23 protein-coding genes and 1 tRNA gene are annotated in these 24,676 nt (G+C 36.8%); 11 read left to right on the forward strand and 13 right to left on the reverse strand.

All coding sequences use genetic code 11. From position 1 onward, the window contains the following. Positions 1 to 2: 2 nt before the first annotated feature. From C1A05_RS15910 to C1A05_RS15920, 3 genes are read right to left on the reverse strand one after another with little or no spacing between them, the layout of a single operon-like run. The gene (locus tag C1A05_RS15910; protein WP_102029232.1) at positions 3 to 788 is read right to left on the reverse strand and encodes a hypothetical protein; all 786 of its coding nucleotides are present in this window, start codon (positions 786 to 788) and stop codon (positions 3 to 5) included. A gap of 1 nt (position 789) precedes the next feature. Continuing rightward, a complete protein-coding gene (locus tag C1A05_RS15915) occupies positions 790 to 1,662 on the reverse strand; it encodes an ATP-binding cassette domain-containing protein (protein ID WP_102029233.1) in 873 nt (290 codons plus the stop codon). A 1-nt stretch (position 1,663) separates the two neighbouring features. After that, on the reverse strand, positions 1,664 to 2,035 hold the full coding sequence (locus C1A05_RS15920; protein ID WP_102029234.1) for a GntR family transcriptional regulator: 372 nt from the start codon (positions 2,033 to 2,035) through the stop codon (positions 1,664 to 1,666). 338 nt (positions 2,036 to 2,373) lie between these two features. Here C1A05_RS15920 and C1A05_RS15925 point away from each other — a divergent pair, with 338 nt between their 5' ends. The 5 genes from C1A05_RS15925 (at position 2,374) to C1A05_RS15945 (ending at position 7,632) form a co-directional block, all read left to right on the forward strand. Beyond that, a complete protein-coding gene (locus C1A05_RS15925) occupies positions 2,374 to 3,063 on the forward strand; it encodes a response regulator transcription factor (RefSeq protein WP_102029235.1) in 690 nt (229 codons plus the stop codon). Beyond that, a complete protein-coding gene (locus C1A05_RS15930) occupies positions 3,060 to 4,409 on the forward strand; it encodes a sensor histidine kinase (protein WP_102029236.1) in 1,350 nt (449 codons plus the stop codon). Before C1A05_RS15925 ends, C1A05_RS15930 begins: the two co-directional genes overlap by 4 nt. A gap of 113 nt (positions 4,410 to 4,522) precedes the next feature. Then, a complete protein-coding gene (locus C1A05_RS15935) occupies positions 4,523 to 5,326 on the forward strand; it encodes a PepSY domain-containing protein (protein ID WP_102029237.1) in 804 nt (267 codons plus the stop codon). Positions 5,327 to 5,572: 246 nt separating this feature from the next. Then, a complete protein-coding gene (locus tag C1A05_RS15940) occupies positions 5,573 to 6,634 on the forward strand; it encodes an NAD(P)/FAD-dependent oxidoreductase (RefSeq protein WP_102029238.1) in 1,062 nt (353 codons plus the stop codon). A gap of 215 nt (positions 6,635 to 6,849) precedes the next feature. Continuing rightward, the gene (locus tag C1A05_RS15945) at positions 6,850 to 7,632 is read left to right on the forward strand and encodes a GNAT family N-acetyltransferase (protein WP_102029239.1); all 783 of its coding nucleotides are present in this window, start codon (positions 6,850 to 6,852) and stop codon (positions 7,630 to 7,632) included. A 171-nt stretch (positions 7,633 to 7,803) separates the two neighbouring features. On the opposite strand, the gene C1A05_RS15950 is transcribed toward C1A05_RS15945, so the two are convergent. After that, the gene (locus C1A05_RS15950) at positions 7,804 to 9,717 is read right to left on the reverse strand and encodes an ABC-F family ATP-binding cassette domain-containing protein (protein WP_102029240.1); all 1,914 of its coding nucleotides are present in this window, start codon (positions 9,715 to 9,717) and stop codon (positions 7,804 to 7,806) included. 364 nt (positions 9,718 to 10,081) lie between these two features. Between C1A05_RS15950 and C1A05_RS15955 the strand changes: the two genes are divergently transcribed. Beyond that, positions 10,082 to 10,315, forward strand: a complete 234-nt coding sequence (locus C1A05_RS15955) for a hypothetical protein (protein ID WP_102029241.1) — start codon at positions 10,082 to 10,084, stop codon at positions 10,313 to 10,315. A gap of 96 nt (positions 10,316 to 10,411) precedes the next feature. Here C1A05_RS15955 and qoxD read toward each other — a convergent pair whose 3' ends face one another. The 4 genes from qoxD to qoxA all read right to left on the reverse strand — a co-directional run bounded on the left by qoxD (position 10,412) and on the right by qoxA (position 14,280). Then, a complete protein-coding gene (qoxD, locus tag C1A05_RS15960) occupies positions 10,412 to 10,696 on the reverse strand; it encodes a cytochrome aa3 quinol oxidase subunit IV (protein WP_102029242.1) in 285 nt (94 codons plus the stop codon). Between the two features lies 1 nt (position 10,697). Further along, positions 10,698 to 11,294 carry a cytochrome aa3 quinol oxidase subunit III gene (qoxC, locus tag C1A05_RS15965; RefSeq protein WP_102029243.1) on the reverse strand — a complete coding sequence of 199 codons (597 nt, stop codon included), beginning with the start codon at positions 11,292 to 11,294 and terminating at the stop codon, positions 10,698 to 10,700. After that, positions 11,294 to 13,240, reverse strand: coding sequence for a cytochrome aa3 quinol oxidase subunit I (gene qoxB / locus C1A05_RS15970; protein WP_102029244.1), 1,947 nt, complete (start codon positions 13,238 to 13,240; stop codon positions 11,294 to 11,296). Before qoxB ends, qoxC begins: the two co-directional genes overlap by 1 nt. A 113-nt stretch (positions 13,241 to 13,353) precedes the next feature. Continuing rightward, positions 13,354 to 14,280: a cytochrome aa3 quinol oxidase subunit II gene (gene qoxA / locus C1A05_RS15975; protein ID WP_102029245.1), complete on the reverse strand. Its 927-nt coding sequence runs from the start codon at positions 14,278 to 14,280 to the stop codon at positions 13,354 to 13,356. A gap of 361 nt (positions 14,281 to 14,641) precedes the next feature. Between qoxA and C1A05_RS15980 the strand changes: the two genes are divergently transcribed. The 3 genes from C1A05_RS15980 (at position 14,642) to C1A05_RS15990 (ending at position 16,933) form a co-directional block, all read left to right on the forward strand. After that, a complete protein-coding gene (locus tag C1A05_RS15980) occupies positions 14,642 to 15,409 on the forward strand; it encodes a MerR family transcriptional regulator (RefSeq protein ID WP_102029246.1) in 768 nt (255 codons plus the stop codon). 237 nt (positions 15,410 to 15,646) lie between these two features. Next, positions 15,647 to 16,396, forward strand: coding sequence for an SDR family NAD(P)-dependent oxidoreductase (locus C1A05_RS15985; protein WP_102029247.1), 750 nt, complete (start codon positions 15,647 to 15,649; stop codon positions 16,394 to 16,396). Positions 16,397 to 16,558: 162 nt separating this feature from the next. Further along, positions 16,559 to 16,933 carry a hypothetical protein gene (locus C1A05_RS15990; protein WP_102029248.1) on the forward strand — a complete coding sequence of 125 codons (375 nt, stop codon included), beginning with the start codon at positions 16,559 to 16,561 and terminating at the stop codon, positions 16,931 to 16,933. Positions 16,934 to 17,474: 541 nt separating this feature from the next. Here the strand turns inward: C1A05_RS15990 and C1A05_RS15995 are convergent. The 3 genes from C1A05_RS15995 to mnmH all read right to left on the reverse strand — a co-directional run bounded on the left by C1A05_RS15995 (position 17,475) and on the right by mnmH (position 20,036). Then, a tRNA-Thr gene (locus C1A05_RS15995) sits at positions 17,475 to 17,547 on the reverse strand. 75 nt (positions 17,548 to 17,622) lie between these two features. Continuing rightward, positions 17,623 to 18,852, reverse strand: coding sequence for an MFS transporter (locus tag C1A05_RS16000; RefSeq protein WP_102029249.1), 1,230 nt, complete (start codon positions 18,850 to 18,852; stop codon positions 17,623 to 17,625). Between the two features lie 143 nt (positions 18,853 to 18,995). Then, positions 18,996 to 20,036, reverse strand: coding sequence for a tRNA 2-selenouridine(34) synthase MnmH (gene mnmH, locus C1A05_RS16005; RefSeq protein WP_102029370.1), 1,041 nt, complete (start codon positions 20,034 to 20,036; stop codon positions 18,996 to 18,998). A gap of 249 nt (positions 20,037 to 20,285) precedes the next feature. Here mnmH and nagZ point away from each other — a divergent pair, with 249 nt between their 5' ends. Further along, complete coding sequence (gene nagZ, locus C1A05_RS16010; RefSeq protein WP_102029250.1) at positions 20,286 to 21,530, forward strand: beta-N-acetylhexosaminidase; 1,245 nt, start codon at positions 20,286 to 20,288, stop codon at positions 21,528 to 21,530. Positions 21,531 to 21,623: 93 nt separating this feature from the next. Here nagZ and C1A05_RS16015 read toward each other — a convergent pair whose 3' ends face one another. Next, positions 21,624 to 23,132 carry a M1 family metallopeptidase gene (locus tag C1A05_RS16015; RefSeq protein WP_159462100.1) on the reverse strand — a complete coding sequence of 503 codons (1,509 nt, stop codon included), beginning with the start codon at positions 23,130 to 23,132 and terminating at the stop codon, positions 21,624 to 21,626. A gap of 147 nt (positions 23,133 to 23,279) precedes the next feature. On the opposite strand from C1A05_RS16015, the gene speD reads away from it, so the two are divergent. Next, entirely contained in the window at positions 23,280 to 24,095 is an 816-nt protein-coding gene (gene speD, locus C1A05_RS16020; protein ID WP_102029252.1) for an adenosylmethionine decarboxylase, read from the forward strand. 107 nt (positions 24,096 to 24,202) lie between these two features. Here speD and C1A05_RS16025 read toward each other — a convergent pair whose 3' ends face one another. Beyond that, positions 24,203 to 24,562: a Lin0512 family protein gene (locus C1A05_RS16025; protein WP_102029253.1), complete on the reverse strand. Its 360-nt coding sequence runs from the start codon at positions 24,560 to 24,562 to the stop codon at positions 24,203 to 24,205. Positions 24,563 to 24,676: the final 114 nt, after the last annotated feature.

The following is a 24,676-nucleotide window of genomic DNA, read 5'->3' on the forward strand; positions in this document are numbered from 1 at the left end:
TCCTATAACCGAACTGACACCCGTTTCGTAATCGTTCGTATGATAACGAAAAGAAAAGCAATAAGGAAACATGAACCAATGAAGGAAATGAATAAGGATGGAGTACCAAAATCCAACGATAAATATTGCGCCAAAATATTTCCTTCTGTTGCTTCCCAGAACAAATCAAACAAACTAACCAAGATAATAGAAAACGCGATGGATCCGAAACCAGCAATTACACCAGCTCGATAGAAGGATGCACCAATAAACCAACCAATTGCATAAAAGAACATGGCACGGATTAAGAAAACCCCAATGGATAATAACCATGGTACATTATTCATGTCTCCAAAGGACGAAAGGACGATGGATAGTACAAAATTCGCGATGATGTTCTCTTCGTTTTCAATCGCTCCCTCATTAATAAATGTAATATCCATGTTCGTTAGATTTACAATCGTATATTCCACTCCTGTAATGATAAGCGAAACAGCAAGTAGTACAAGCGAAATAAAGAAAATGGCTAGTGTGTTACCTACAAAATAATCCTTTCTTGTAATGCCGTGGTTTACATAAAGCGGCAAAAACGTATAGGCTGCAATAATTCCGATTATTAACATAAATACAGTGCTTCCACTGAACGTTATATTAAAGAAGTTCCCAATTTCTCCTCCTTCATGAAACAAAGAAGAGATATATTTAATGATGTTGTTGAAAATTAAAATTAAGAAAAAGATGATGGACCAGCCACTTTGTACAGAAGTGATATCAAATGCTACCTTCAAGGGTATATTGTTTTGTTTCATTTTATCGCTCCTCTCTTGTTAAATGAATAAATAGATCCTGCAGGGATATCGTACCTATTTCTAAGCCTAGTGCCATTGCTTCGTTACGCTCTGATTCACTTAACTCGTCATAGATCATTACCGATTTTGTATTTCCTAATTGTTGTTCATTTAATATGGATTTCCCCCGCACGAAATGATCCACTGTCGATTGACTCCCTGTAATGGATGCTCCACGGGAAACTAAAGACTCATAATCTTCATGAAGTAAGAGGCTCCCATTATTAATTATCAATATCTCATCAAATAAATAATCCATCTCAGACACTAAATGCGTAGATAATATGAAAATTCTTGGATGTTTCGCTTGCTCAGCCAAAACTTCCTTATAGAAAATTTCCCTAGTTGGTGCATCCATCCCTTGATATGCCTCATCAAAAATAGTAATGGGCGTTCTGCCAGCAAGACCAATGACAACATTCAGTGCAGATAGCATCCCTTTGGAAAAGCTTTTTACTGCCTTATTTAAAGGTAGGTTGAATTTATCAATTAGATAATTCGCGTATTCTTTATCGTAATTAGGGCGATATCGTTCTACCAATTCTAGTAACCCTGGTATTTTCTCTGTTTCTTCTTTACGGTCTTTTTCGTAAATAAACGCTACACTGTTCATGATAGCTGCATTTTCAAAGGGCTCCTCACCGTTAATACGAAGGGCTCCACTTGTTGGCTCGCGAAAAGATGCTAATAAAGAGAGCAAAGTAGTTTTTCCGGCACCATTTTTACCAAGAAGACCGTAAATTTTCGGACCATCTAAATGAAAGGAAATATCATTTAATATGTCGGTTTTATTGATTTTAAGAGAAACATTCTGAAAATCGATTTGATTCATCATATTACGCACTTCCCATCGTTTTTTTTATTAATTGAATGATTTCGTTCTCGCTAATACCTAGCTTCTTCGCTTCTTCAACAAGACCGAGTACATGGTCATGAACAAACGCTTCTTTTCTTTTGGACACTAACTTTTCCCTTGCACCAGCAGCAACGAACATACCAATCCCCCTTTTCTTAAAAAGAATGCCATCCTCCACTAATTGGTTAATTCCTTTTGAAACAGTAGCGTGATTGATTTTATAAAAATTAACGAGCTGTGTTGTGGACGGGGCTTGGTCCCCCTCTTTTAATGCTTTATTTACGATGTCGTCTTCGATTTTTTCTCGAACTTGTATAAAAATTGGCTTGTTATTTTGAAACAAATTACTCAAACACAATCACCACCTTTTATGTTATTACAGTTATATGGTTATACACTTAAGTATATAACCATAATACCTAAAAAATATGCAATGTCAAGTGCCGATTTTAAAAATCCATAGGAGCCCTTCTTCTATTTGTAAATATCTTTTAATAAACGAGAGATTCGTTTTGTGGTAAGGTAATGGTAAATCTTAAGGATTGTCTAAGCTACTTACTATACATAGTTACGAATAATTACATAATATAAGTAAACAACGAGGTTTCTTCCCAATGAATCCGTATATAACGTTTTTCATACCCATCTAGCAAAACAGGAAATCATTGCTTTCAAAGGAGGTCCTATCTATTGTCGAGGATATTAATTGTAGAAGATGAAAAAAAACTAGCTCGTGTTTTGCAACTTGAACTAGAGTACGAGGGTTATGAAACTGTAACCGCCTACAATGGAAAGGATGCGGTTCAGGAAATAAAACAAGGTAAGTTTGATCTTGTACTGCTAGATATTCAATTACCAGAACTAAGTGGTTTTGAAGTGTTACGAAGAGTGAGAAGAGAAGGAATTGCAATACCAATATTACTATTAACAGCCCGAGACGAGGTTCATGATAAAGTAAGTGGACTTGATTTGGGGGCAAATGACTATATAACAAAACCTTTTCAAATTGAGGAATTACTAGCAAGAATTAGAGTGCACCTTCGAACGATTCAGTCTGCAGTTAAATCGGCTGAAGTGATGCAAATTGGGGAACTGTCGGTTAACCTTCAAACAAGAGAGGTAATACGTGCGGAACAGCATATAGAACTAACCCCAAGAGAATTTGATTTATTAGTGTACTTATTAACAAATGAAAATCAAGTTCTAACGAGAGAGCAAATCATTACGCAAGTATGGGGCTATGATTATCTTGGCGAAACAAATGTGGTGGATGTGTATATACGTTATTTAAGGCAAAAAATTGATAAACCATTTTCGCATGCGTACATACAAACGATACGTGGAGTTGGATATACCATTAGGGACGGTAAAACCTCATGAAGCTACGAACGAAAATACAAATCTATGCAAGTTTTACTGTGTTAATTGTTATTTTACTTATAAATACAGCAATATTTTATTTATTTATGAAGATTTCCTTAGATGCTGAAGTCGAGCGTGCGCGAGCAGAAACAAATGTTATTATGGAAGCATTAGCCTCCAATGAGAATGCCAACGTGACCTCGAACACTTTACTTAAAGCATACATTCCTAGTAATGGAATGATTCGGATTATAAACAAAGAAGAAATGGCCTTAGAAGCCATTACGAAGAAGGCAGATTATTATAGTTTACCTCTAACCTATGTAACTACAGAAAAAAGAGAAATAATCGAAGGTCAAGATGGTGTCCCGTTTGTCATGATCTCCATCCCGTTTATATGGGAAAATGGAGAAGTTGTCACCTTGCAAGTTTCTGAAAAATTAACTGCTCATCAAGAAGCCATGTCTACTCTATTCCTTGTATTACTTTTTGCATCGCTTATTATGATAATTCCAGCTGCATTAGGTGGAATGGTGCTAGGGAATTTCCTTGTGAAACCGATCAAGGAATTAACAACGGCAATGACGGAAAATCAAAGGAAAGGCAAATGGAAGAAAATTCGTTTAAAGGGTAAATCCAAGGACGAAATATATCAAATGGGTAGTACGTATAATTCAATGATTGATCGCTTGGAGGAAAGCTTTAAAAAGCAAGAGCAATTTGTTTCCGACGCCTCTCATGAATTCAAGACACCTATCTCGGTCATAAAAAGTTATACACAGCTTCTAGAAAGATGGGGAAAGGATAAACCAGAGGTGTTTGAAGAAGCAACAGCTGCAATTCGGCAAGAAGCGGAAAGAATGGAAAGCATGACAAGACAGATGCTAGCGCTTGCTAAAAATCAAAGGGAAGAGGATTTGCGTTTTGAGACAATTAATCTGGTTCATTTAGTACAAGATGTTATTCGCACCTTTACGGTAACCTATAAAAGAGAAATAACATTACGAAATGATTTAATGCATACTACATTAAGCTGCGACAAGGAAAAAATTAATCAAGTACTATATATTTTGTTGGACAATGCTTGTAAGTACAGTGATCAAGAGATAAGGGTTTCTTTATCTCAATCACATACAGTTGCAAAAATTTCCGTGCAAGATTTTGGAGATGGCATGTCTGACTCAGAAGTGAATCGAATTTTTGATCGGTTCTATCGAGTGGATAAGGCAAGAAGTAGAGAAACAGGTGGTACAGGATTGGGATTATCCATTGCACAGTTTATTGTTCATGCCCATGGTGGAGAAATTACCGTTCAGAGTAAAGAAGGAGAAGGTTCAATCTTTACGGTGAATCTGCCTTTATAAGATAAACATGAAAAAATATTTTCTTTTTCTCATCAAATTCTAATGTTTCTCACAGTATCCTTTCATGTTGGTTGCTTAAGATAGAGTCAACAAGTAAAAGGAGGAAGTACAAAATGAAAAACAAATTAATGGCAATTGGAATTGGGTTTGTAATTGTATTAGCAATTGGTTTTGGAGTGTATCAATTTTCTACCAAATCTCAGGCCGCAAGTTTATCTGTAGAGGAAGCAAAAAATATCGCTACATCGCAATTTCCTGGGACTGTAACAGAAATCGAATTTGAAAAAGAAGGCAATCGAGCAGTATATGAAATAGAAATCGAAGGAGAAGGAATGAAGTATGAGCTCCTCCTTGATGGGGATACAGGCGAAGTGATAAAGCTTGTGGAAAAAGAATGGAACGATTCTAGTAAGCAAGTGAAAGTAACGGTTAATGATGGTAAAACGCAAAATACAGATGATCAAAACGAGGCTAAAAGCAATACAGATGATCAAGCCGAAGGGAACGAGAATAAAGCAGAAGTAAACGATGATAATGCAGATGATAAATCAGAAGAAAATGTAAAAATTAGTGCAAAGGGCAATGCAAATGATGATAACAGCGATGATAACAGTGACGATAAGCAGAAACAAAATAATACAACAAATGAACAAAATACCACACCTGTAGAAGATGACCGTGACGATAATAAAGGAAAACTTTCTGTAAACCTACCTATTTTACAAGAAAAGGCAATTGAAATTGCTAAGGCTGAAGTTGGTGGTGAAGTAGTGATAGAGGAGATAGAGTTAGATGAAGAGGACGGTCGTTACTATTACGAAATAGAAATGAGAAGTGAAAATCAAGAATTTGATATGGAAATTGATGCCGTAACTGGTGATATCCTCTCCATCTCTTCTGAATATGAAGATGACTAATAAGGAATCTTTAAAAGCATGTAACAAGTCTTGTTACATGCTTTTTCTATTTGTAATTTAATTCAATTACAAACTTACAAATAGATTAAAAATAACGTTATCAGATAGTGTCAGCTGTAAAAATCTACCTAAAAATCTGTGTGTTACGAAACTATTGCAGAAATTTTGAAAAAAAGGTATACGTTTTCAAATTGTTATACTAAAATTTAAATAGACAACTAGAAAAAGGGATAAGGGGATTAGTATATGAGTCGAATTGTAATTTTAGGTGGTGGATACGGCGGTGTCAAAATACTACATAAATTACTAGACAGTGGGTTGCCGGCCGATACATATATTACATTAGTTGACAGAAATCCGTACCATTCACTAAAAACGGAATTTTATGCGATTGCAGCAGGCACATCAGCGGATAAAGATGTACGCATGAGATTTCCGGAACACGAAAAGGTAGATTTTGTTTTTGGGGAAATTGAAAGAATTGATACGGTTGAGGAGCAAGTTTTTGTCCGTGAAGTAGAAGAGGTCATTTCCTATGATTATTTAATCATTGGATTAGGCTGTGAAGACAACTTTCATGGTATTGACGGTGCAGCGGAATTTACAGAAAGTGTACAGACGATTGCAAAAGCCAGAAGAGCAGGGGCAGCTGTATCTAATTTGAGTGCTGAGGGTAAGGTTACAATTGTTGGGGCTGGCTTGAGCGGGATTGAAGTAGCTTCAGAGGTTCGGGAAAGTAGACCAGATTTAAAGATTTGTATATTGGACCGGGGCAGTTCTGTATTAAAAGCCTTTGATGAAAAAATCCAGAGCTATGTGGAAGAATGGTTCCATAAAAACGATGTTGAGGTTATTCACCATGCCAATGTCGAGTATGTTAAGGAAGGTGCCGTTTGTAATAATGGTGCTTGCTTTGATAGCGATGTAACGATTTGGACTGCTGGAGTAAAGCCAAATCACCTCATTGAATCGTTACCGTTTGAAAAGGATCAACAAGGAAAAGTAGTACTAAATGAATATTTCCAAGTTCCTACTCATTCGAATGTATATGTAGTAGGAGACTGTGCATCGTCTGATTATTCACCAAGTGCCCAATTAGCTCAACACCAAGGAGAACGAATAGCTGATGTTTTATCAGCTGTATTAAGCAATCAACAGCCTAAAAAACCAAAGGAAATTAAGCTAAAAGGAACACTCGGTTCTCTAGGTAAATCAGATGGGTTTGGCAATATGTTTAATCAACCATTTACGGGACTATTGCCGCGACTTGCGAAGTCAGGGGTTTTATGGTTAAGTAAACGACATTAAATAGATATAGTCTACTATTTTTAAGCGAATAGGTTTAGGGAAATAAGCTGTCCTTCACAAATGGTGAGGGGCAGTTTTTAATTTGCATAATGTATAGTAGTTTCGAAAATTGAACAAATCCAAAAACTAAATATTCGCAAATTTATGTTGTCTCTTGTATTATTTTGGAATTTTGTTAATATAGTAACAATTTACATAAAAGGGAGGGGACCTTTTTGATTAAGAAATTAACGGAATCGAATCGGGAAGAATGTTTAAAATTTGTAAAGACAAAACCAGCTGAAAATCTTTTCCTAATTGGAGATATTGAAGCCTTTGGATTCGACTCCGATGTGCAAGAACTTTGGGGAGATTTTAGTGACGATGGTCAATTAAGGGCAGTGCTATTACGTTATCAGGATAACTATATTGTATATGCTCCGAAAGAATTTGATATTGATTCCATTGCGGAAATAATTGATGCGGATAGTAGACCGAATAAAATGCTTTCTGGAATATCCTCGATTGTAGAGCAAGTTGTCGAAAAACTAAGTCGAAAACCAGTGGAAACGAGAAACTTGTTTTATGCTAAATGCGAAGAATTACGACAACTGGATGTTCCTAATATAGAAATTGAATTGGTTCAGCTAGATGATATTCCTCGACTAGTGGAGCATCAAAAACAAATATTTGATACAAGAGCTGAGAGAGCTGAAAGTATAAAGCGAAATATGGAGATAGGTGCAGAACGTGGTTATTTTATTGCGGATGGTGATCGTATTGTGTCATCTGCAATGACATCTGCTGAAAATAGTGTATCTGCAATGGTAGTGGCTGTTGGAACCCTACCAGGTTATGAAAAAAGAGGCTATGCTAGTGCAATCATGACACGACTTTGCCAGGATTTATTAAGGGAAGGGAAATTTCTTTGTCTCTTTTATGATAATCCTGCTGCAGGTACTATTTATAAACGAATCGGCTTTGTGGATATTGGGATGTGGGATATGAACAAATTTTAACAGGGTAGAGAGAAATGGATTCGGATTACAAAAATTCTGGTCCATGAAAGTTTACCTGGAGCGTCTATAAACCTTGTCTGAGAGGGGAAAAGATTTCAGATCGTAAAATTTTTACAAGCCGAAAATGGAATTTATTTTCCTATTCCGGCTTGTATCTTAATCCGCAGTCCCTTAGCCTTTAGCACTGTTTATTTCTTCAACTAATAAAGATAATTCTTCCCAACGTTCCATCGCCTTTTCTAATTCTGCTTCCACTTGTTGTTGTTCATCAAACAGTTGTTGTGCCTTTTCAGCATCACTGCCCGTCGTTTCAATTTCAGATTGGATCCCAACGAGTTTTTCTTCTAAATTCGAAATCCGATCCTCTATGGTATCCCATTCCTGTTGCTCGCGGTAGGATAGCTTTTTTGGTTTGGTCTTTGTTTGTTCCTTATGCTTTTCTAGCGCTTGCTTTTCTCTTACACGCTTTTCTTTTGCTTCTTGTTCTTTCTCTTTTGCTCGGATATCCATATATTCGGAGTAACTACCATAAAAGGTATTTATTTCTCCATCTTCAAAGGAAATTAACTGGTCCACAACACGATCTAAAAAATACCTGTCGTGTGACACAGTAATGACGACCCCAGGGAATAAATCTAAATAATCCTCCAAAATTGATAACGTTTGAATGTCCAAATCGTTTGTAGGCTCATCCAAAAATAGTACATTAGGTTCGCTCATTAACACACTTAACAAATAGAGTCGTCGCCGCTCCCCACCTGAAAGTCTGCGGATATATGTCCACTGTTCGCTTCTTGGGAATAAGAAACGCTCTAACATTTGCTCCGCTGTAATAAAATCTCCATCGGCTGTTTTAATTACCTCTGCGTCTTTTTTAATATATTCAACAACACGTAAGTTTTCATCCATCTCCACATTTTCTTGTGTGTAGTATCCAATTTTTACGGTTTCTCCAATATCAATCGTACCTGCATCGGGTTTAATTTTTCCAGCCAACATATGAAGGAGTGTTGTTTTCCCACTACCATTAGGCCCGATAATACCAAGGCGATCACCTGGTGTAACAAGATAGCTAAAGTCTTTAATGAGGTTTTGTCCGTTATAGCCTTTTGTAATGGAATCAAGCTCCATTACCTTTTTACCAAGACGTGTGGAACCTATTGCAATATCCACCTGACCATTTGCTTGAGATCCTTTTTTACCTTTTAGTTCTTCTACACGTTGAATTCTTGCTTTTTGTTTGGTCGTACGAGCTTTTGCGCCTCGGCGTAGCCAAGCGAGCTCACGTCGCAATGTGTTTTGTCGCTTTTGTTCATTGGAAATAGCTAGTTCTTCTCGTTCTGCTTTTTTCTCTAAAAATAATTCATAGTTTCCGTCATAGCTGTATAATTGACCCTGGTCTAATTCGAAAATTTTCGTCGTAACCCGATTTAAGAAATAGCGATCATGGGTGACGAGGATTAATGCCCCATTGTATTGAGTTAAAAATGTTTCTAGCCACTCTATTGTTTCATTATCAAGATGGTTTGTAGGTTCATCCATAATTAATATATCTGCAGGTTGTATTAATGCTTTTGCGATTGCTACTCGTTTTTTCTGACCTCCTGATAAAGAAGATATCTTTTCGCGAAATGCCGTAATTCCTAAACGGGTTAGAACTGTTTTTGCTGTAGCATTTGCATCCCATGCTTTAAGTTCATCCATCGTTTGTTGTGACTTGAATAGTTTTTGTTGAATCTTCTCATTCATCGGGTCTGCTTCGAGGTCGGCTAATGTTTGTTCATACAGCCGCATTGCCTTCATAATATCAGAATCCCCATGATAAATGTGGTCAAGAACCGTTATGTCTTCTTCAAAAGTAGGATTTTGTGGCAAGTACTCCATCCGAAACTGTTTGGCGTGCTCTATCTTTCCTTCATCTGCGGAATCAAGGCCAGCAATAACCTTTAGTAAGGATGATTTTCCAGTACCGTTTACGCCTATTAATCCAATTCGGTCTTTTTCATTTATGGTAAACGAAATATGATCAAATAAGATCTTATCTCCATAGGTTTTCGTTATGTTTTCCACATTTAAAATACTCATATGAGTCCTTCCTTCCGTGCCAGTCATGCGAGGTGCCAGGCGTTCGAGGCGTGCCAGGCGTGCCAGGTGTGCAGGCGTGCAAGGTGCCTGGCACCACCCGATATTTGTCGCTTTTTGTCGAATTCAATAACACCCATTTCATTATTCCATATAAAATGGATGGATTCATACAACAATTTGTCTGAATCCTTCAACTACCTATAATAATTCTACAGTATATCCTAGGAATTATACAGTAAAGCAAATTTATTCAACAATATAGGGAGCTTTATACACAAAAATGAAAATGTGTCCAAAATAAGAAAAAAGTTTGACGAATTTGTGAACAAGAGACATAATATATAGTATAAGGAGGTTGAGCGGAATGGATAATAAAGCGAGAATTTTAAATGTTTCAAGATTTATCGGCGTAACAGTGCTTACAATTGGTCTTATAATTTTTTTAATGGGAATGTATAAAAGCGGTTTCACAGCGTTTGCTGCTATAGGTCTTGGTACGATAATGGGAGCAGTATTTATCTTTTTGATCGGATTATTTTTAGTAGTTGTCGAGGATATGGAAATGAAACGGAAGCCTCATAAAATAGCAAAGCAATAGCAAAAAAAAGGGAACGTCACGTAAAAGTGATGTTCCCTTTAGTAATGTTATCAGTTAAATCCATCTAGCGCATGCCCCAAGCTGAGGTACTCGCTTTTATACATAACCCCATATCATGACTAACAGTGTACCAAGGATGGATAAAATGGCAATAATCATTCCGTAATAAATACTTGCATAGATTGCCCCTTTATCCTTCGTTTCACCAGCATGCATGAATACTACTAGCTGCAAACCTGCTTGTGTGAATGCAGTTAGAAGGAGAACGATCATTCCAACTCCAAACGGCATTTCTAAAAAGTACACTAACAAGGCAACTGCGGTTAATATTAGGGAAAATAGAAAGCCTACTACTTGTTTTTTTGGAAAAAGTTCTTTCATCCTACATCATTCCTTTCAAATAGACGAAGCTGAAAATAAAGATCCATACAACGTCTAGGAAATGCCAATATAGGGAGAAAATGAATGATTTATTCGCTGTTTGTGGAGTAAGCCCACGTTTTTTTATTTGCATCATAATGAAAATTCCCCAGAATAAACCGAATGTTACGTGAGCTCCGTGTGTTCCGAGTGTAGTAAGCAAAATCGCTGTAAATGCACTCGTACCTAATCCAGCCCCGACATGAACATAATGAACAAATTCATATATCTCTACTCCTAAAAAGGCAAGCCCTAATAGAAGTGTGATGGCAAAGAAAGTCAACATCGCCTTTTTATTTGCAAGTCGCATGGCGTGAACCGCAAGCCCGATGGTAAAGCTACTTGTTAACAATAAAATCGTTTCAATTAAAACTGGAGTAATTTCAAATATTTCCGCACCAGTTGGACCGCCAGCAGTACGGTCCACTAGTGTGAAATAGGAAGCAAAAAGTGTTGCAAATAACATAATTTCTGCCCCGATGAAAATCCAAAAGCCTAATATATTTAAATTATTTTGTTCGGTACTATATTCAAGAGGCCCTGTATGATTTACCTTCATTATTTAGCACCTCCATTATTGTCTTCCATTTCTTTTAGCTCATCTGCAGTAATATGATATCCATGGTCTTGCTCGAAGGATCGATAAATCAAGCATCCAGCAATACCGACTGCAGCTATTATGGCAACTGTCCATAGGCTAAAGATTAGCGCAAATCCGAGCACAAAGAAGATTGCACTCATAATGATTGGACCGCCACTGTTATTTGGCATATGGATATCCTTATAGCCACCCTTAAATAGGGACTTTTTAGATCGCTTAGCATTCCAGAAAGCATCTCTTGAATCTACTTCTGGAGTAATGGCAAAGTTATATGCCGGTGTAGGGCTTGGTGTAGCCCACTCAAGAGAACGAGCATTCCATGGGTCTGCAGGTATATCTCTTGAAGCATAACGTGTACTGTAATAAATGTTGTATACGATTAAGACAAAACCGATTGCTAGAATACCAGCACCGACAAAGGAAAGCATATTCCATATACCGAATCCAGTAGACTCTGAATAAGTGTACATACGTCTTGCTTGACCATCTAGCCCAGAAATAAACATTGGGAAGAAAGCAACAATCGTACCACTTGCAACTAACCAAGCTGCCCATTTTCCTAAACGTTCATTAAGCATGAATCCAAACATTTTTGGCCACCAGTAAGTGAGTCCAGCTAGCATTGCGAATACAACACCAGGAATGATTACTAAGTGGAAGTGTGCCACTAGGAACATTGTATTGTGATATTGATAGTCAGCTGCTGACATACCAAGCATGACCCCTGTTACACCACCAATTGTAAAAATAGGGATAAATAACATGGAATATAGCATTGGCGTCGTGATTCGTATTTTCCCTTTCCAAAGGGTAAATAGCCAGTTAAATATTTTTATTCCTGTAGGCACAGCAATGGCCATTGTCGTAATCGAGAAAATACTATTCGCGAAAGCCCCTTGCCCCATTGTAAAGAAGTGGTGAGCCCACACTAAGAAGGATAGTAAACTAATAATCACCATGGAGAATACCATAGATTTATAACCATATAGATTACGTCCTGCGAAGGTTGGGATAATTTCGCTATATATTCCGAATGCCGGTAATATTAGTATATAAACCTCTGGGTGTCCCCAAATCCAGAATAGGTTTGCCCAAAGCATATCCATACCGCCATTCGTAGTTGCAAAGAAATGAGTACCAAATAAACGGTCAAACGTACCCATTGCAAGCGCAACTGTTAAAACTGGGAATGCGAAAACAATAATGACATTTGTAATTAAGGAAGCCCAAGTAAACATTGGCATCTTCATGAGTGTCATACCAGGAGCTCTCATTTTGAAGATTGTTGCAATAAAGTTAATACCTGTCATTAATGTCCCGAGTCCAGCTATCTGAATAGCAATCATGTAATAGTTGGTTCCAACGGATGTACTTAAGTCGTTCCCCGCTAATGGGAAGTAGGAAGTCCATCCAGCATCAGGTGATCCTCCAATAACAAAGGAAACGTTAAACAACATTGCCCCCATAAAGAATAACCAGAAACTAAGCGCGTTTAAACGTGGGAATGCTACGTCACGAGCGCCAATTTGTAAAGGAACTACAAAGTTCATCAACGCCATGATGAAAGGCATTGCCATAAATATAATCATTACAACCCCGTGCGTTGTAAAAACCTCATTATAATGCTGTGCATCTAGAAATGTATTCTCAGGTACGGCAAGCTGTGCACGCATCATGATGGCATCAACACCACCGCGGAATAACATTAATAGTGCAGAAAATAAATACATAATACCAATTCGTTTATGATCAACGGTAGTCAACCATTCTCGCCATAAATAACCCCATTTTTTAAAGTATGTTAAGCCAGCAATTATGGCGATAACAGTAAGTCCAATTGCAACCATCGAAGCATAAATTAATGGACTAGGATGGGGAATAGCAAATCGTTCGAAAAATTCCATTGTTTTTGACTCCTTTCAAGAAGTTTACAAGATAATGCGAAGCCTTCTATTAAAATAGTATTCTTTAAAAAGCGAACATCGACTGGTAGATTAACCAGCCGTATTATAATCGCTTAATGATGATGTTCCGAACTATCTGTATGTTCATTTTTTGTTTCGTCCTCGTGTTCCATTTCAGCCTCTTCCTCTGAAGAAGAGCCGTGATGGTGTCCTCCATTTTCTCCCTCAGGAGGCGGAGCGAATTCTAAATGCGTGCTACTGAACGTTAATTGACCAAGATGTCCTGGTTCTAATAGTTCTGCAAATTTCTCTTCTGTAAGAGGTTCAGCAGTTTGTTTTACTTCATCAACCCATTCTTCAAAATCCATTGGTGTTACAACATTTACGTTAAATGTATTTTCTGCAAAGCCTTTACCACTAAAGTTTGCATTTCTACCCATTAACTCACCAGGTTCATCTGCAGCTAAGTGCAATGTTGTAACCATGTCCGACATGGCGTATTTTTGTCCACCAAGCTGTGGAATCCAGAAGCTTGTAATTGGTCCGTGAGAATAAAGTTTAAATTCTAATGGACGATTTGTAGGTATATATAAATAGTTTACTGTCTCAATATCTTCTTCAGGATAGCTAAAGTGCCATTTCCAGTCTGAGGAAGATGCGTAAATCACTAAAGGCTCTCGGTCCTCATAACCAGCTGGTGTGGATTCCACAATGTAGTTACTTTTAACCGAAACAAAGGAAAGAAAAGTAACGATTATCACAGGAATAATGACGATGATAGCCTCGACATATTTATTCCCTTCTACATGTGGTGGGTTATAATCCTCGCTTTGTTTAGAAGCACGATATTTGACCAACATATATATTAAAATCCCGAAAACTACAAGAACAATAAAGGACATGATGCCCATTGATAAAAATATATCACTAGCCTGTCGTTCTGCTTGAGGCCCTTTTGGATCTAAGACTAATAAATCACAACCTGCCAGGACGGAAATTGTGAAAAACATCATACTGAGTAAAGCCCATTTCTTTTTCATGTAGGCTCCCCTTTCTAATCATACTTTTGTCTAGTCACAATACTGTTGGATAATGTAACTAATTCATCTTGGTAGTAAGAATTTATCACTATCAATATAGTGTTTATATTAATAACCATTATGGGTAAGTTCAATAGAATGTGACAGTTTTCACAAATTGTTCATAACAATTCAAAGATATTGTGACATTTCGTTGGTTTTGTAACAGATTTGTAGGTTTAGATCTGCAGGAAAGTGGGTTAAATAAAGGGTTTTTAGCGGATAGAATGCTTACAATTGATAGGATAAAAAAGTAATAAAATTCCTATTGACATTAACGTAACGTAAAGGTGTAAGTTTAAATTATCGAGGAGGGGAACCTGTGGAATACACCGTTCAAAAATTAGCTAAGTTGGCCGGAGTTAGTTCAAGGACACTTCGATATTATGATGAGATTGACCTTCTAAAGCCGGCAAGGGTCAATTCTTCCGGATATCGCATTTACGGCCAACAAGAGGTAAATCGTCTGCAGCAAATACTATTTTATCGTGAGCTTGGAGTTAATTTAAGTGATATACAGAAAATCATGATGGATCCGTCATTTGACGAAGCTCATGCACTAAGAAAACACAAAGAGAAGCTCCTTGAGAAAAGAAAGCAGCTTGAGTTACTGATTGAAAATGTGGAAAAAACGATTTTGGAAAGGGAAGGGAAAATTAATATGAGTGATAAAGAAAAATTTGAAGGCTTTAAAAAGAAAGCACTAGCGGAAAATGAACAAAAATATGGAAAGGAAATCCGTGAAAATTATGGAGAAGATGTAGTTGAACAATCGAATAACAAGTTCGTGAATATGACACAAGAAGAGCATGCTGAAGCAGAAAGAATATCAGCAGAAATTTTCGCAACATTAGAGGAAGCCATGAAAGTAAGTGATCCTGCAAGTGAATTAGCTCAAAAGGCTGCGGAATTACACAAGAAATGGCTAATGTTCTACTGGTCGGAATATAGTAAAGAAGCACACGCAGGGCTTGCGCAAATGTATGTAGATGATGAGCGTTTTACAGCTTATTACGATAATAAATTGAAGCCAGGAACTGCGGCGTTTTTGAGAGATGCGATTTATGTATTTACGGGAACAAAGAAATAGAAACTAAGGTTGTGAAAAAATGGGTATCAGGCACTTGCGAAATCATAAGAAAATTCGACAAGTGCCTGGCTCCTAAAAACAAGTGCCTGCACCAAAAATTTGATCTAAGGATGTATCTAGAGAATACTCAATACATCTTTTTTATCGTGCTACACAATATAAGTTGTAGTGACAATTTTCTTAAATGAAGGATTTTGTCCTACCCCAATATTTGTCAAGAAAATGGAGGTTTTACATATGAGCAAAGTAGCAATTATAACTGGTGCAGGCAGTGGCTTAGGACAAGCTACTGCTGTTCGATTGGCACAAGAAGGAGTTAATATTGCGGTTGTGGATGTGAATGAAAAAGGTGGAAATGAAACGGTTGAAATGGTAAAGAATGCAGGTGCTGATGCCGTTTTCATTAAGGCAGATGTATCTAAATCAGAACAAGTTAAGAACTATGTGGATAAAACCGTTGAGCAGTTCGGAACCATCGATTATTTCTTTAACAACGCTGGAATATCTGGTAGTGGTAAATTTTATTTAGAAACTACAATTGAAGAAATTGAGCAGATTGTAGGGATTAACCTCTTAGGCGCTCTATATGGTGTTCGCTATGTAGCAGAGGTTATGTTGAAGAATGGTGGAGGGGCAATCGTGAATACGGCTTCCAGTGCAGGAGTTATCGGACAGGACTCCGTTGTGACGTATTCTGCAACAAAGCATGGAATTGTAGGAATCACAAAGAGTATGGTCGCAGAATATGCAAAAGATGGCTTGCGTGTAAATGCAATCGCCCCAGGTCCAACAGAAACACCAATGGTAAAAGCGTTTTATGAAGCAAATCCAGAAATGAAAGCAAATGCAACTGGTGGAATACCGCAAAAACGCTTAGGTACACCAGAAGAGGTAGCAGAACTCGTTACATTCCTATTAACCTCCAAGGCAGAATACATTAACGGTGAAGTGATTCGTATTGATGGTGGTTTTACAAATGTAAAATAGGGGTTACGATAAAAGGCAATAAACACATTTTGTGGCTTATTGCTTTTTGTATGGTTATCTTTGTTTTAATACATTATGTTTATCACCTGCTCTTTAATTTTTTTAAAAGTATCCGATAAATAAAATTAGCGTATATTTAAAAAAATAGGAGAGGATCAGGGTATGAATATAGAAGAACTAATAAATAAAATTAATAGTAGTGCTGAGGAACTTGATTTTGTTTCCTCTAGAACATTTATTGAACAAAATATTGATATTTTAGAAAGGCACAAGAATCTCTTGAATAGTAATGCAAGACAAATACTGAATTTTGTACAAGAAAGAATAAAATTTGGTGAAGTTAACCTTACTAGAGAGGAAATGGCAACTGTTAAAGCTATTAACTCCTATGCATCCTCATTTAATTTAAGTGGTATCAAGTATACCTTGAAAGATAATCCAAAATTATTTTTTAAAAAGGATATTTTTTCTTTTTTAAATAAGGATGCAGTGTCAATACTTGAGGGGATGGGCGCAATAGCTAAATCAAAAATTTAATTGACTAATACTTGGATAATAAAATTTTTATTGAAAAACTGAACCCCTAACCATAATTGGTAGGGGTTTTTCTATTAACCATCAATCATCTCCCACAAGACATCCTCTATATATACCGACTTCTTTGCTACCTTTTCCTAAACGAGAGTGAGACCTTTGCCGATAATTAAATAGGTGAAAGAGAGGAGAAAGGACATGCTACAACTAGTCATCATAAGCATAACGGTTACAACAGTACTAAGTTTTTTGAGTGGATATTTCAACGACAGGAAATCAAGGACTATTATTTGGAGTATAGGCTTCCTATTATATTTAGCCTACTTATTTTATGCCCAATACAAGTACGGGTTAATCGATTTATTTATGTATTACCTTTTAAATTGATAGTTTAGTAGAACATTTGAAATTAGACTCCGTTCAGGGGTCTTTTTTAATAAAAGAAAGGAGCATTGTATTGCGAAACTTTGTAAAAATCTTTGTTGGAGGTGGGACGATTGCTTCTGCCTTTAAGAATCTAAATAATTATTATGCCTCTAGGTAATGCTGGTGACAGGATTCGAACCTGCGACCCCTTCATTACGAGTGAAGTGCACTACCAGCTGTGCTACACCAGCATCGAATAAAAGTGTCTTTACTAAAACTACATAAAAATAATAATACTTTTATTCCAATTCATCAACTTTTTTTGCTTATATAGATGGTGTTGAACCTACCTGTTTACGATTTACCTTAAGGCCTTTTTCAAATACGTACCACATAGCTGCCAATCCAAACATAAAAATACTAGAAATGACATACACAGCGGTAATATTGAAAAATTCAATGACAAGATACGAGAGAAACGGTCCCATTGCTGCTCCCACATCCACAACGATGGTATGTGCAGTAATGACTTTAATCGAGTTGCCTGTCTGTGCTGCCGCGTTGGTAGCTAGTGTATCCGTAGCAGTTAAAAACATAGTCAAAATGATTTGGAAGACGAAAATAAATACGATTAATAGACTCATCATTGGTAAGAAGCCAAGTATAAGTAACAAAATGCCACCTGCTATCACGGTAAGAACTAATATCTTAATTTGATTGGTTGACGCATCCAGTCGTTTACCTGTATAGGAAGCAATAAGGGGATCTGTACCCCATTTAATTGCCTGGATAATTCCTGCTAGAGTTGCGGCTCCGATAGATAAACCAAATAGTGACCACGCTTCTGTATAGCTTCTTTCTACTAGTGGGCTTAACGTAGTAGCGAATAACCCAAAAACAATAAAGCCTAATGTGAAGCCTGTAAATAACACCCTCCAAATGTAAGGTGTAAACGTTTTGCTAGTTGGTGATTGCGGTGATGTTGTTTCTACTTCTTCTTTCGGTTTACTAGGAACAAATGCAAGAATCATAGGGAAGCCAAAGAGAGCAAACATTGCAAATAGGCTCGTTACAAACACAATAGAAGTTTGATCCGCTAATATACCTCCGCCAAGCATCCCTACTAATCCACCTAGACCCCACAATCCATTGTACAGACCCATGTATTTTCCGCGTGTCGCTTTAGTGGAAACATCAATTACGGTTAAATAACCACCTAATCTAAGGAGTGACCAGGCTATTCCCCAAACAGCCCTCATGATAACGAGAAACCAGAATGTTTGACTCATTCCATAAGAAAAAGTAGATATAGCAGCAAGAGCGATCGCGATAAGTAATCCCGTACGCAGTTGAAACTTTTTATAAAAAAGGCCGATTAGAGGATTAATTGGAAGTCGAATAAACCGATTAATGGAAAAGATAACCCCAATTTGCCAAACAGCTGTTAAACCAAATTCCTCCCACTGAATTGGTAGTACAATAAGAAGCATGGAATCCCCCATAATGGCTAATGCAGTTAATAACGCTAAACCGACAACCCTTTTCTTTGCACCCATCCTAAAACTCCGTTCCTAAATTTTCGTTATGTAAGAGTAAAATACTACCACAATATGTATAGGGTGTCACGGTTATTCTTAATACGTTCCTTCCGTTCAAATAGAAAAATCGAAGGAATCATGTATTCCTTCGATTTTCGACATTATTCGCCAAAACTCGGGGAGTGACAGGCACTCTTAACTTTTTCGACAGCTTCATGTTTGTTTCTGGCTTTGATGATGATGGTTTTTTCGTCGGCGTATTGGCTTATGGAATGTTTATAGCGTGGGTCGTAGTAATATTCCAAAAGAAGGCGAACTGCGACATCGAAAGAGCCATTAAGCAGGTCTTCTTCTATTTCCTTTGCTATTGGTGTGTGTATTCTTTTTTTGATCCGCTGAAATGCACTTAAACATTCTTCCCGGTGTTCATCTGGGCTGTAATCCTCTAATATTTGCTTCACTCGCTCTTCAATCGGGAGCTCAATATATAACTGTATCCCTTCATTCTTTTTCTGTAGTAGAAAATCAGGAAGAAGGACTTTACCGATTCGTTTGCTTTCTCCCTCTATTAGAACAAAAGGAGCATCCTGGTAACGAATTAGTTCATGGACTAAAAGAGAATCAAAGGTTTTTTGATTATTTGGCTCCAACCCAATTTGTCCAAAGATGGACCCTCGGTGTTGGGCCATTTTTTCTAAATCGATAACAGGATAATCCTCATCCTTTAGCTGCTGCAATATCTTTGTTTTTCCGATGCCAGTAAATCCATTTAATACATAAAATGTAGGTTTGAAATCCATATTGTTAAGAGTGTCCACTACCCAATTTCGATAGGTGCGAAATCCACCAGACAGTCGGTGTGCTGTTGTTCCAGCAAGGTCAATCATAGTAGCTGCAATCTTACTACGCATACCACCACGCCAGCAGTAAACAACCTTTTCTCCTTTTATGGCTTCACATTGCTTTACAAAGCTTGGTAGTTTTCTAGAGATAATTTCAATCCCACGTTCCTTTGCAGCTTCAGGTCCAGCCTGTTTATAAAGTGTTCCAACCTCAGCTCTTTCCCTATCGTCAAACACAGGAATATTTATACTCCAAGGTATTTTTGCATCCTTATGTTCAGAAGGAGAACGTACATCGACCACAGTTACTCCATTTTTTTGCTTCGTAAATAATTCTTCTAAAGATATATCTTTAAACACCATTTTCATCTCCGATAAGTATATTCTATCTACTTTTTATTTTACGCCAAATCCTATAATCTTGCAGAGGTGAGGCTTGACATGTAACGACCAAAGCTTTTCCTTATTTAGTATTTCCTTAATTTTTATCGAGAAACATGTAGCAAAATGCCATGATGAACGTCCAATTCGATGAGGTATGAAGCATATTATTTAGAAATAGTGGAAATTTAGAGGGGTAGTCGAACACAATTAGACTGGGGTGTATGTATGTTTAGAAAGCTATCCTATTTATTCGTATTTGTTAGTATCCTTATAAGTACTACTTTTTTCATATTCGAAAACGAGCAATCTAAAAAAGACGAGGCAGTTGAAGTCAATAATCCTATTGCAACGGAACAGGAAGAACCTCCAAGTCAAATCAGTGTAGAAGAAATGCATTTACATGAAAAAATTGGTCAAATGCTTTTTGTTGGAGTATCTGGGAAATCCTTAACAGAAGCAGAAAAAACTTTAATAAGAAACAATCATGTTGGAGGAGTTATTTTATTCAAGGAAAATTTAACGAGTCCAGAGCAAGCAATTCAGCTTATTAATGAAATCAAGGAACTTAATCAAGATAACAAAGCCCCTCTTTTTATTGGGGTGGATCAAGAGGGTGGGCGGATAACGAGGTTACCAGGTAATCTTGTTCCTTTACCTAGCAATCAAGCAATAGGGGAGATGAATAGTATAGAATATGCTTATGAGGTTGGAACGCTTTTAGGTAAACAGGTAAAGGCTTTTGGCTTTAATGTCAATTTTGCCCCTGTACTAGATGTGAATAGTAATCCCAACAATCCGATTATCGGCGATAGAGCGTTTGGGGATAAAGTAGAAATTGTACAAGAGCTTGGGATCGAAACAATGAAAGGCATAGAAGCAGAAAAGATTATTCCAGTGATCAAGCATTTTCCAGGTCATGGGGATACGTCCGTTGATTCGCATTTAGAGCTACCAACTGTAAATAAAAGCCTTAAAGAGCTAAAGGAATTAGAATTGATTCCCTTTGAAGCTGCAATAAATGAAGGTGCAGATATGGTGATGATTGCGCATATTTTATTACCAAAAATTGATGATACGTATCCCTCATCGATGTCGAAAAAAGTGATTACACAAATGTTGCGTAAAGAGCTTGATTTTAATGGAGTAGTCATTACGGACGATATGACGATGGAGGCAATTACAGATAATTATTTAATTGATCAGGCAGCGGTAGAATCTGTCAAAGCAGGAAGCGATATTATTATGGTTGCTCATGATGATCAAAAGGTAGTCGCGGTAATGAATGCTATAGAAAAAGCAGTGCACAAAGGTGAAATATCAGAAGAGAGCATTAATGAAAGTGTAGAGAGAATCCTTCAAGTAAAAGATAAATATCGAGTAACAGATGAGAAAGTAAGAGGACAAAGTGTGGATGAACTAAATAAATTAACGGAAAAAACATTGGATAAATATAAAGACTGCTGTAAATAGTTTATAGCAGTCTTTATATTTCTACTTAATTTAAAGAGTAATGAAAGGGTTTACTCATAAGGAGAATTAGGATGGCTTTACAAACAAAATAAATTAATGAACTGTTGACCAATCAATATCTATCCACTTATTAAAGAATTCGTGCTCATGCTTACCATGATAAGCTTCAAAAAAGCGAATAAATTCTTCTGTAGTTACTTGTTTATGAAAATACGTTTCATAATAAGCGGATAAGAAATCCAATGCATCCTCAATCGTTTGTTCCTTATGAAAGTAATGCCATAATCGATAAGCAGGCATGCCATAAACACCTGCGCCATAGTTGTTATTGTCATATTCTTCAATAGAGTGGTTCACAAGAATAGAATCAAAGTTTTTCGTGAAAGCATTTGGACGATACATGGCCAAGGTCTCGGATTTGTAGCGTTCATATAAGTAAAGAGTAACTACAAATTCAGTCAATCCCTCATCTAACCACGCCTCTTTAAAAGGATCGTTTGAAACAGAATGATAAAAATATTGGTGTGCCATTTCATGTGCAATTACATTTTCTATCGACTGTTGATCAAACCTACCACTATAACCTTCGATAACAAAAGGATATTCCATTGCTCCTTCATTTGAAATCAAATCGAGCTCTTTACCAGGAAATGCTCCTATATTTTGTTCATAGAAGTGAAGAGCTTCTTTCATATATCCTAAACTAGGATGTAATAGTTGCGTATCGGTATGTCTTACAAAAGATCTAAATGTCACATTGCTATCCGATTCTTCCGTTTCTACTTCCCAATTTGCAGGGTCTAAAAAGGCAATGTAAAAATCTTTAATCGCTTTTATGGTTATTGTCCCAGAAGAGTGAGGTACAGGTTTGCCATCAATTCCTGAGCTTACAACATAATAATCCTCGGGTAATTTATAGTGTACGGTGAAATCTCCATAACCTGTATGATAGGACTCTCCATTCGGGTTGAAATGCTCAATATTCCAGTCATTATCTTGATATGTGGCAAGCATTGGATAGCTGTATACTAAATAATAGCCGCCACCGTTCTTTCTTAACCGAACGCTACTAGCCGGGATTTTCATCTTATAGGAAATGTCGACATTGACAGATTTTTGAGGTGCAAGTTTTTCTTCTAATTGGACGAAAAGATTATTATTTTCTAAATCGTATTCCGCTTTTTCTCCATTCACAGTGATATCGTTTATCTCTAATTTTAATGATTCTAAAAGCATCTTTTTCGGTTTGTTTTCTTCCGTGAAAGCATTTGGAACTAAATAGAAAGCAATGTTATCCCATTCATCTTCGGAGAGGTTTTCAACATCAATAGAGGCATGAACAGTAAACCAATCTTCCGCGTTTAATTCATAGGTTATTTCATATATGCCGTTCGAACCTGGTGGAACTGAAGTAGCTTCAAATGACTCAAGTTTGGGTAAATGCGTTTCTGACGCTGCCTCTTCCACATTCGGTTTTTCTTCCTTTAAGTCTCCTTTAGTGCGCTCATCATACTGATTTACTCCTTCAAAAATAAAAAAGACAAATACGACTAGAGCTAAGCTTGCAATGGTATAAAACGTTACGTTTAATTTTTTATCCATCATTACCCCCTTACTTCTACATTAGCTTTTAGTAAATTATACCAAAATTTTCTGAAAATAGTAAAAGTAATAAAATGAAGGCTGGTCGGTTAAGTTAATATCAATGAGAATACATAAGTTTGACTTAAACTTTTGGGGGGCATCGTAATGAACCTTTCGAATAAAGAACGGATTGAATTACACAACTTCAATAATCTTACCAAAACCTTGAGCTTTAATATGTATGATATTTGTTATACGAAAACAAAAGAGGAGCGGGAGGCATACATAGAATATATTGACGAACAATATAATGCAGATCGCTTAACAGAAATATTAAATAATGTATCCGATCTTATTGGTGCACATGTGCTTAATATCGCAAAACAGGATTATGTACCTCAAGGTGCTAGTGTGACGTTATTGGTTTCAGAAGGCCCAGTAGTAGAAGTCCCGACAGAGTCCTTTGAAGAAACCCCAGGTCCTTTACCCAATTCTGTTGTTACACAACTTGATAAAAGTCATATTACGGTTCATACGTACCCAGAATATCATCCATATGAAGGGATTAGTACCTTTAGGGCGGATATTGATGTGTCCACTTGTGGTGAAATATCACCGTTAAAAGCATTGCACTATTTAATTCATTCCTTTGATACAGACATTATGACCATGGATTACAGAGTGCGAGGATTTACTCGGGATAAAAAAGGGAATAAGCTTTTTATCGATCATGAAATAAACTCTATTCAAAATTACATTCCAGAAGACATTAAGCAGCAATATCAGATGATTGATGTGAATGTGTACCAGGAGCATATTTTTCATACGAAGTGTAAGCTGAGAGATTTTGATTTAAATAATTACTTATTTGGTTATACGAAAGACAAACTAACGAAAGAGGAACAAAGAGAAATCACAGAAAAATTGGTAATGGAGATGGATGAAATATTCTATGGGAAAAATATAAATGAGGATGATTAAAACGGACAGGCGCTCTGTCCGTTTTTTATTTGGAAATTATAAATTTCAAAAACTGTGGTAGGGATTGCCATCCTCCAGCTCCAGCTAAGGCGTTTCCGCTATTCTCATTAATATCCTACTTCCACTGAGGCTATGACAATATACATTAAGTCATTTACATCTTCTTTATCTTTTAAAACGATTCCACTTGTAGTAGCCATTCCACCGTCCATTACATCAATTGTAACGGTTCCATAAGGTATTTCATTTTTAATGGCTTCTTTATCTAGCTTTTCCTTATCTGCTGGTATAGCCAATTTCACGTTAACATGCATGTTATGTAAATCCTGGCCAGGTAATAGATCTTTTATTCCAGGCATGGAATTAAAATGTATCGCATTTTGAACAGCTCTTACAGATGCTTTTGTAATGTTTTGACCGTGGACATCTATCCCCATTCCAGTTTCGATGAATAGTAGCTTCTCCATAACTGATTCCGCCTTCCTTATCGTATGTTAGTTTCCTTTATTATCCCATAAAAAGAAATAATATTAAATCAACACAAATCCATAGGTATTTGAAACGACTAGGGAATCCTCCTA

This window comes from Salirhabdus sp. Marseille-P4669 (genome assembly GCF_900240405.1).
GTDB lineage: Bacteria > Bacillota > Bacilli > Bacillales > Alkalibacillaceae > OEQK01.

Bases quoted from the DNA above. Each gene is read 5' to 3' on its own strand.
- C1A05_RS15910 (WP_102029232.1), bottom strand. From the start codon at position 788: ATGAAACAAAACAATATACCCTTGAAGGTAGCATTTGATATCACTTCT.
- C1A05_RS15915 (WP_102029233.1), bottom strand. From the start codon at position 1,662: ATGATGAATCAAATCGATTTTCAGAATGTTTCTCTTAAAATCAATAAA.
- C1A05_RS15930 (WP_102029236.1), top strand. From the start codon at position 3,060: ATGAAGCTACGAACGAAAATACAAATCTATGCAAGTTTTACTGTGTTA.
- C1A05_RS15935 (WP_102029237.1), top strand. From the start codon at position 4,523: ATGAAAAACAAATTAATGGCAATTGGAATTGGGTTTGTAATTGTATTA.
- C1A05_RS15940 (WP_102029238.1), top strand. From the start codon at position 5,573: ATGAGTCGAATTGTAATTTTAGGTGGTGGATACGGCGGTGTCAAAATA.
- C1A05_RS15950 (WP_102029240.1), bottom strand. From the start codon at position 9,717: ATGAGTATTTTAAATGTGGAAAACATAACGAAAACCTATGGAGATAAG.
- C1A05_RS15955 (WP_102029241.1), top strand. From the start codon at position 10,082: ATGGATAATAAAGCGAGAATTTTAAATGTTTCAAGATTTATCGGCGTA.
- qoxD (WP_102029242.1), bottom strand. From the start codon at position 10,696: ATGAAAGAACTTTTTCCAAAAAAACAAGTAGTAGGCTTTCTATTTTCC.
- qoxC (WP_102029243.1), bottom strand. From the start codon at position 11,294: ATGAAGGTAAATCATACAGGGCCTCTTGAATATAGTACCGAACAAAAT.
- qoxB (WP_102029244.1), bottom strand. From the start codon at position 13,240: ATGGAATTTTTCGAACGATTTGCTATTCCCCATCCTAGTCCATTAATT.
- qoxA (WP_102029245.1), bottom strand. From the start codon at position 14,280: ATGAAAAAGAAATGGGCTTTACTCAGTATGATGTTTTTCACAATTTCC.
- C1A05_RS15985 (WP_102029247.1), top strand. From the start codon at position 15,647: ATGAGCAAAGTAGCAATTATAACTGGTGCAGGCAGTGGCTTAGGACAA.
- C1A05_RS15990 (WP_102029248.1), top strand. From the start codon at position 16,559: ATGAATATAGAAGAACTAATAAATAAAATTAATAGTAGTGCTGAGGAA.
- C1A05_RS16000 (WP_102029249.1), bottom strand. From the start codon at position 18,852: ATGGGTGCAAAGAAAAGGGTTGTCGGTTTAGCGTTATTAACTGCATTA.
- nagZ (WP_102029250.1), top strand. From the start codon at position 20,286: ATGTTTAGAAAGCTATCCTATTTATTCGTATTTGTTAGTATCCTTATA.
- C1A05_RS16015 (WP_159462100.1), bottom strand. From the start codon at position 23,132: ATGGATAAAAAATTAAACGTAACGTTTTATACCATTGCAAGCTTAGCT.
- speD (WP_102029252.1), top strand. From the start codon at position 23,280: ATGAACCTTTCGAATAAAGAACGGATTGAATTACACAACTTCAATAAT.
- C1A05_RS16025 (WP_102029253.1), bottom strand. From the start codon at position 24,562: ATGGAGAAGCTACTATTCATCGAAACTGGAATGGGGATAGATGTCCAC.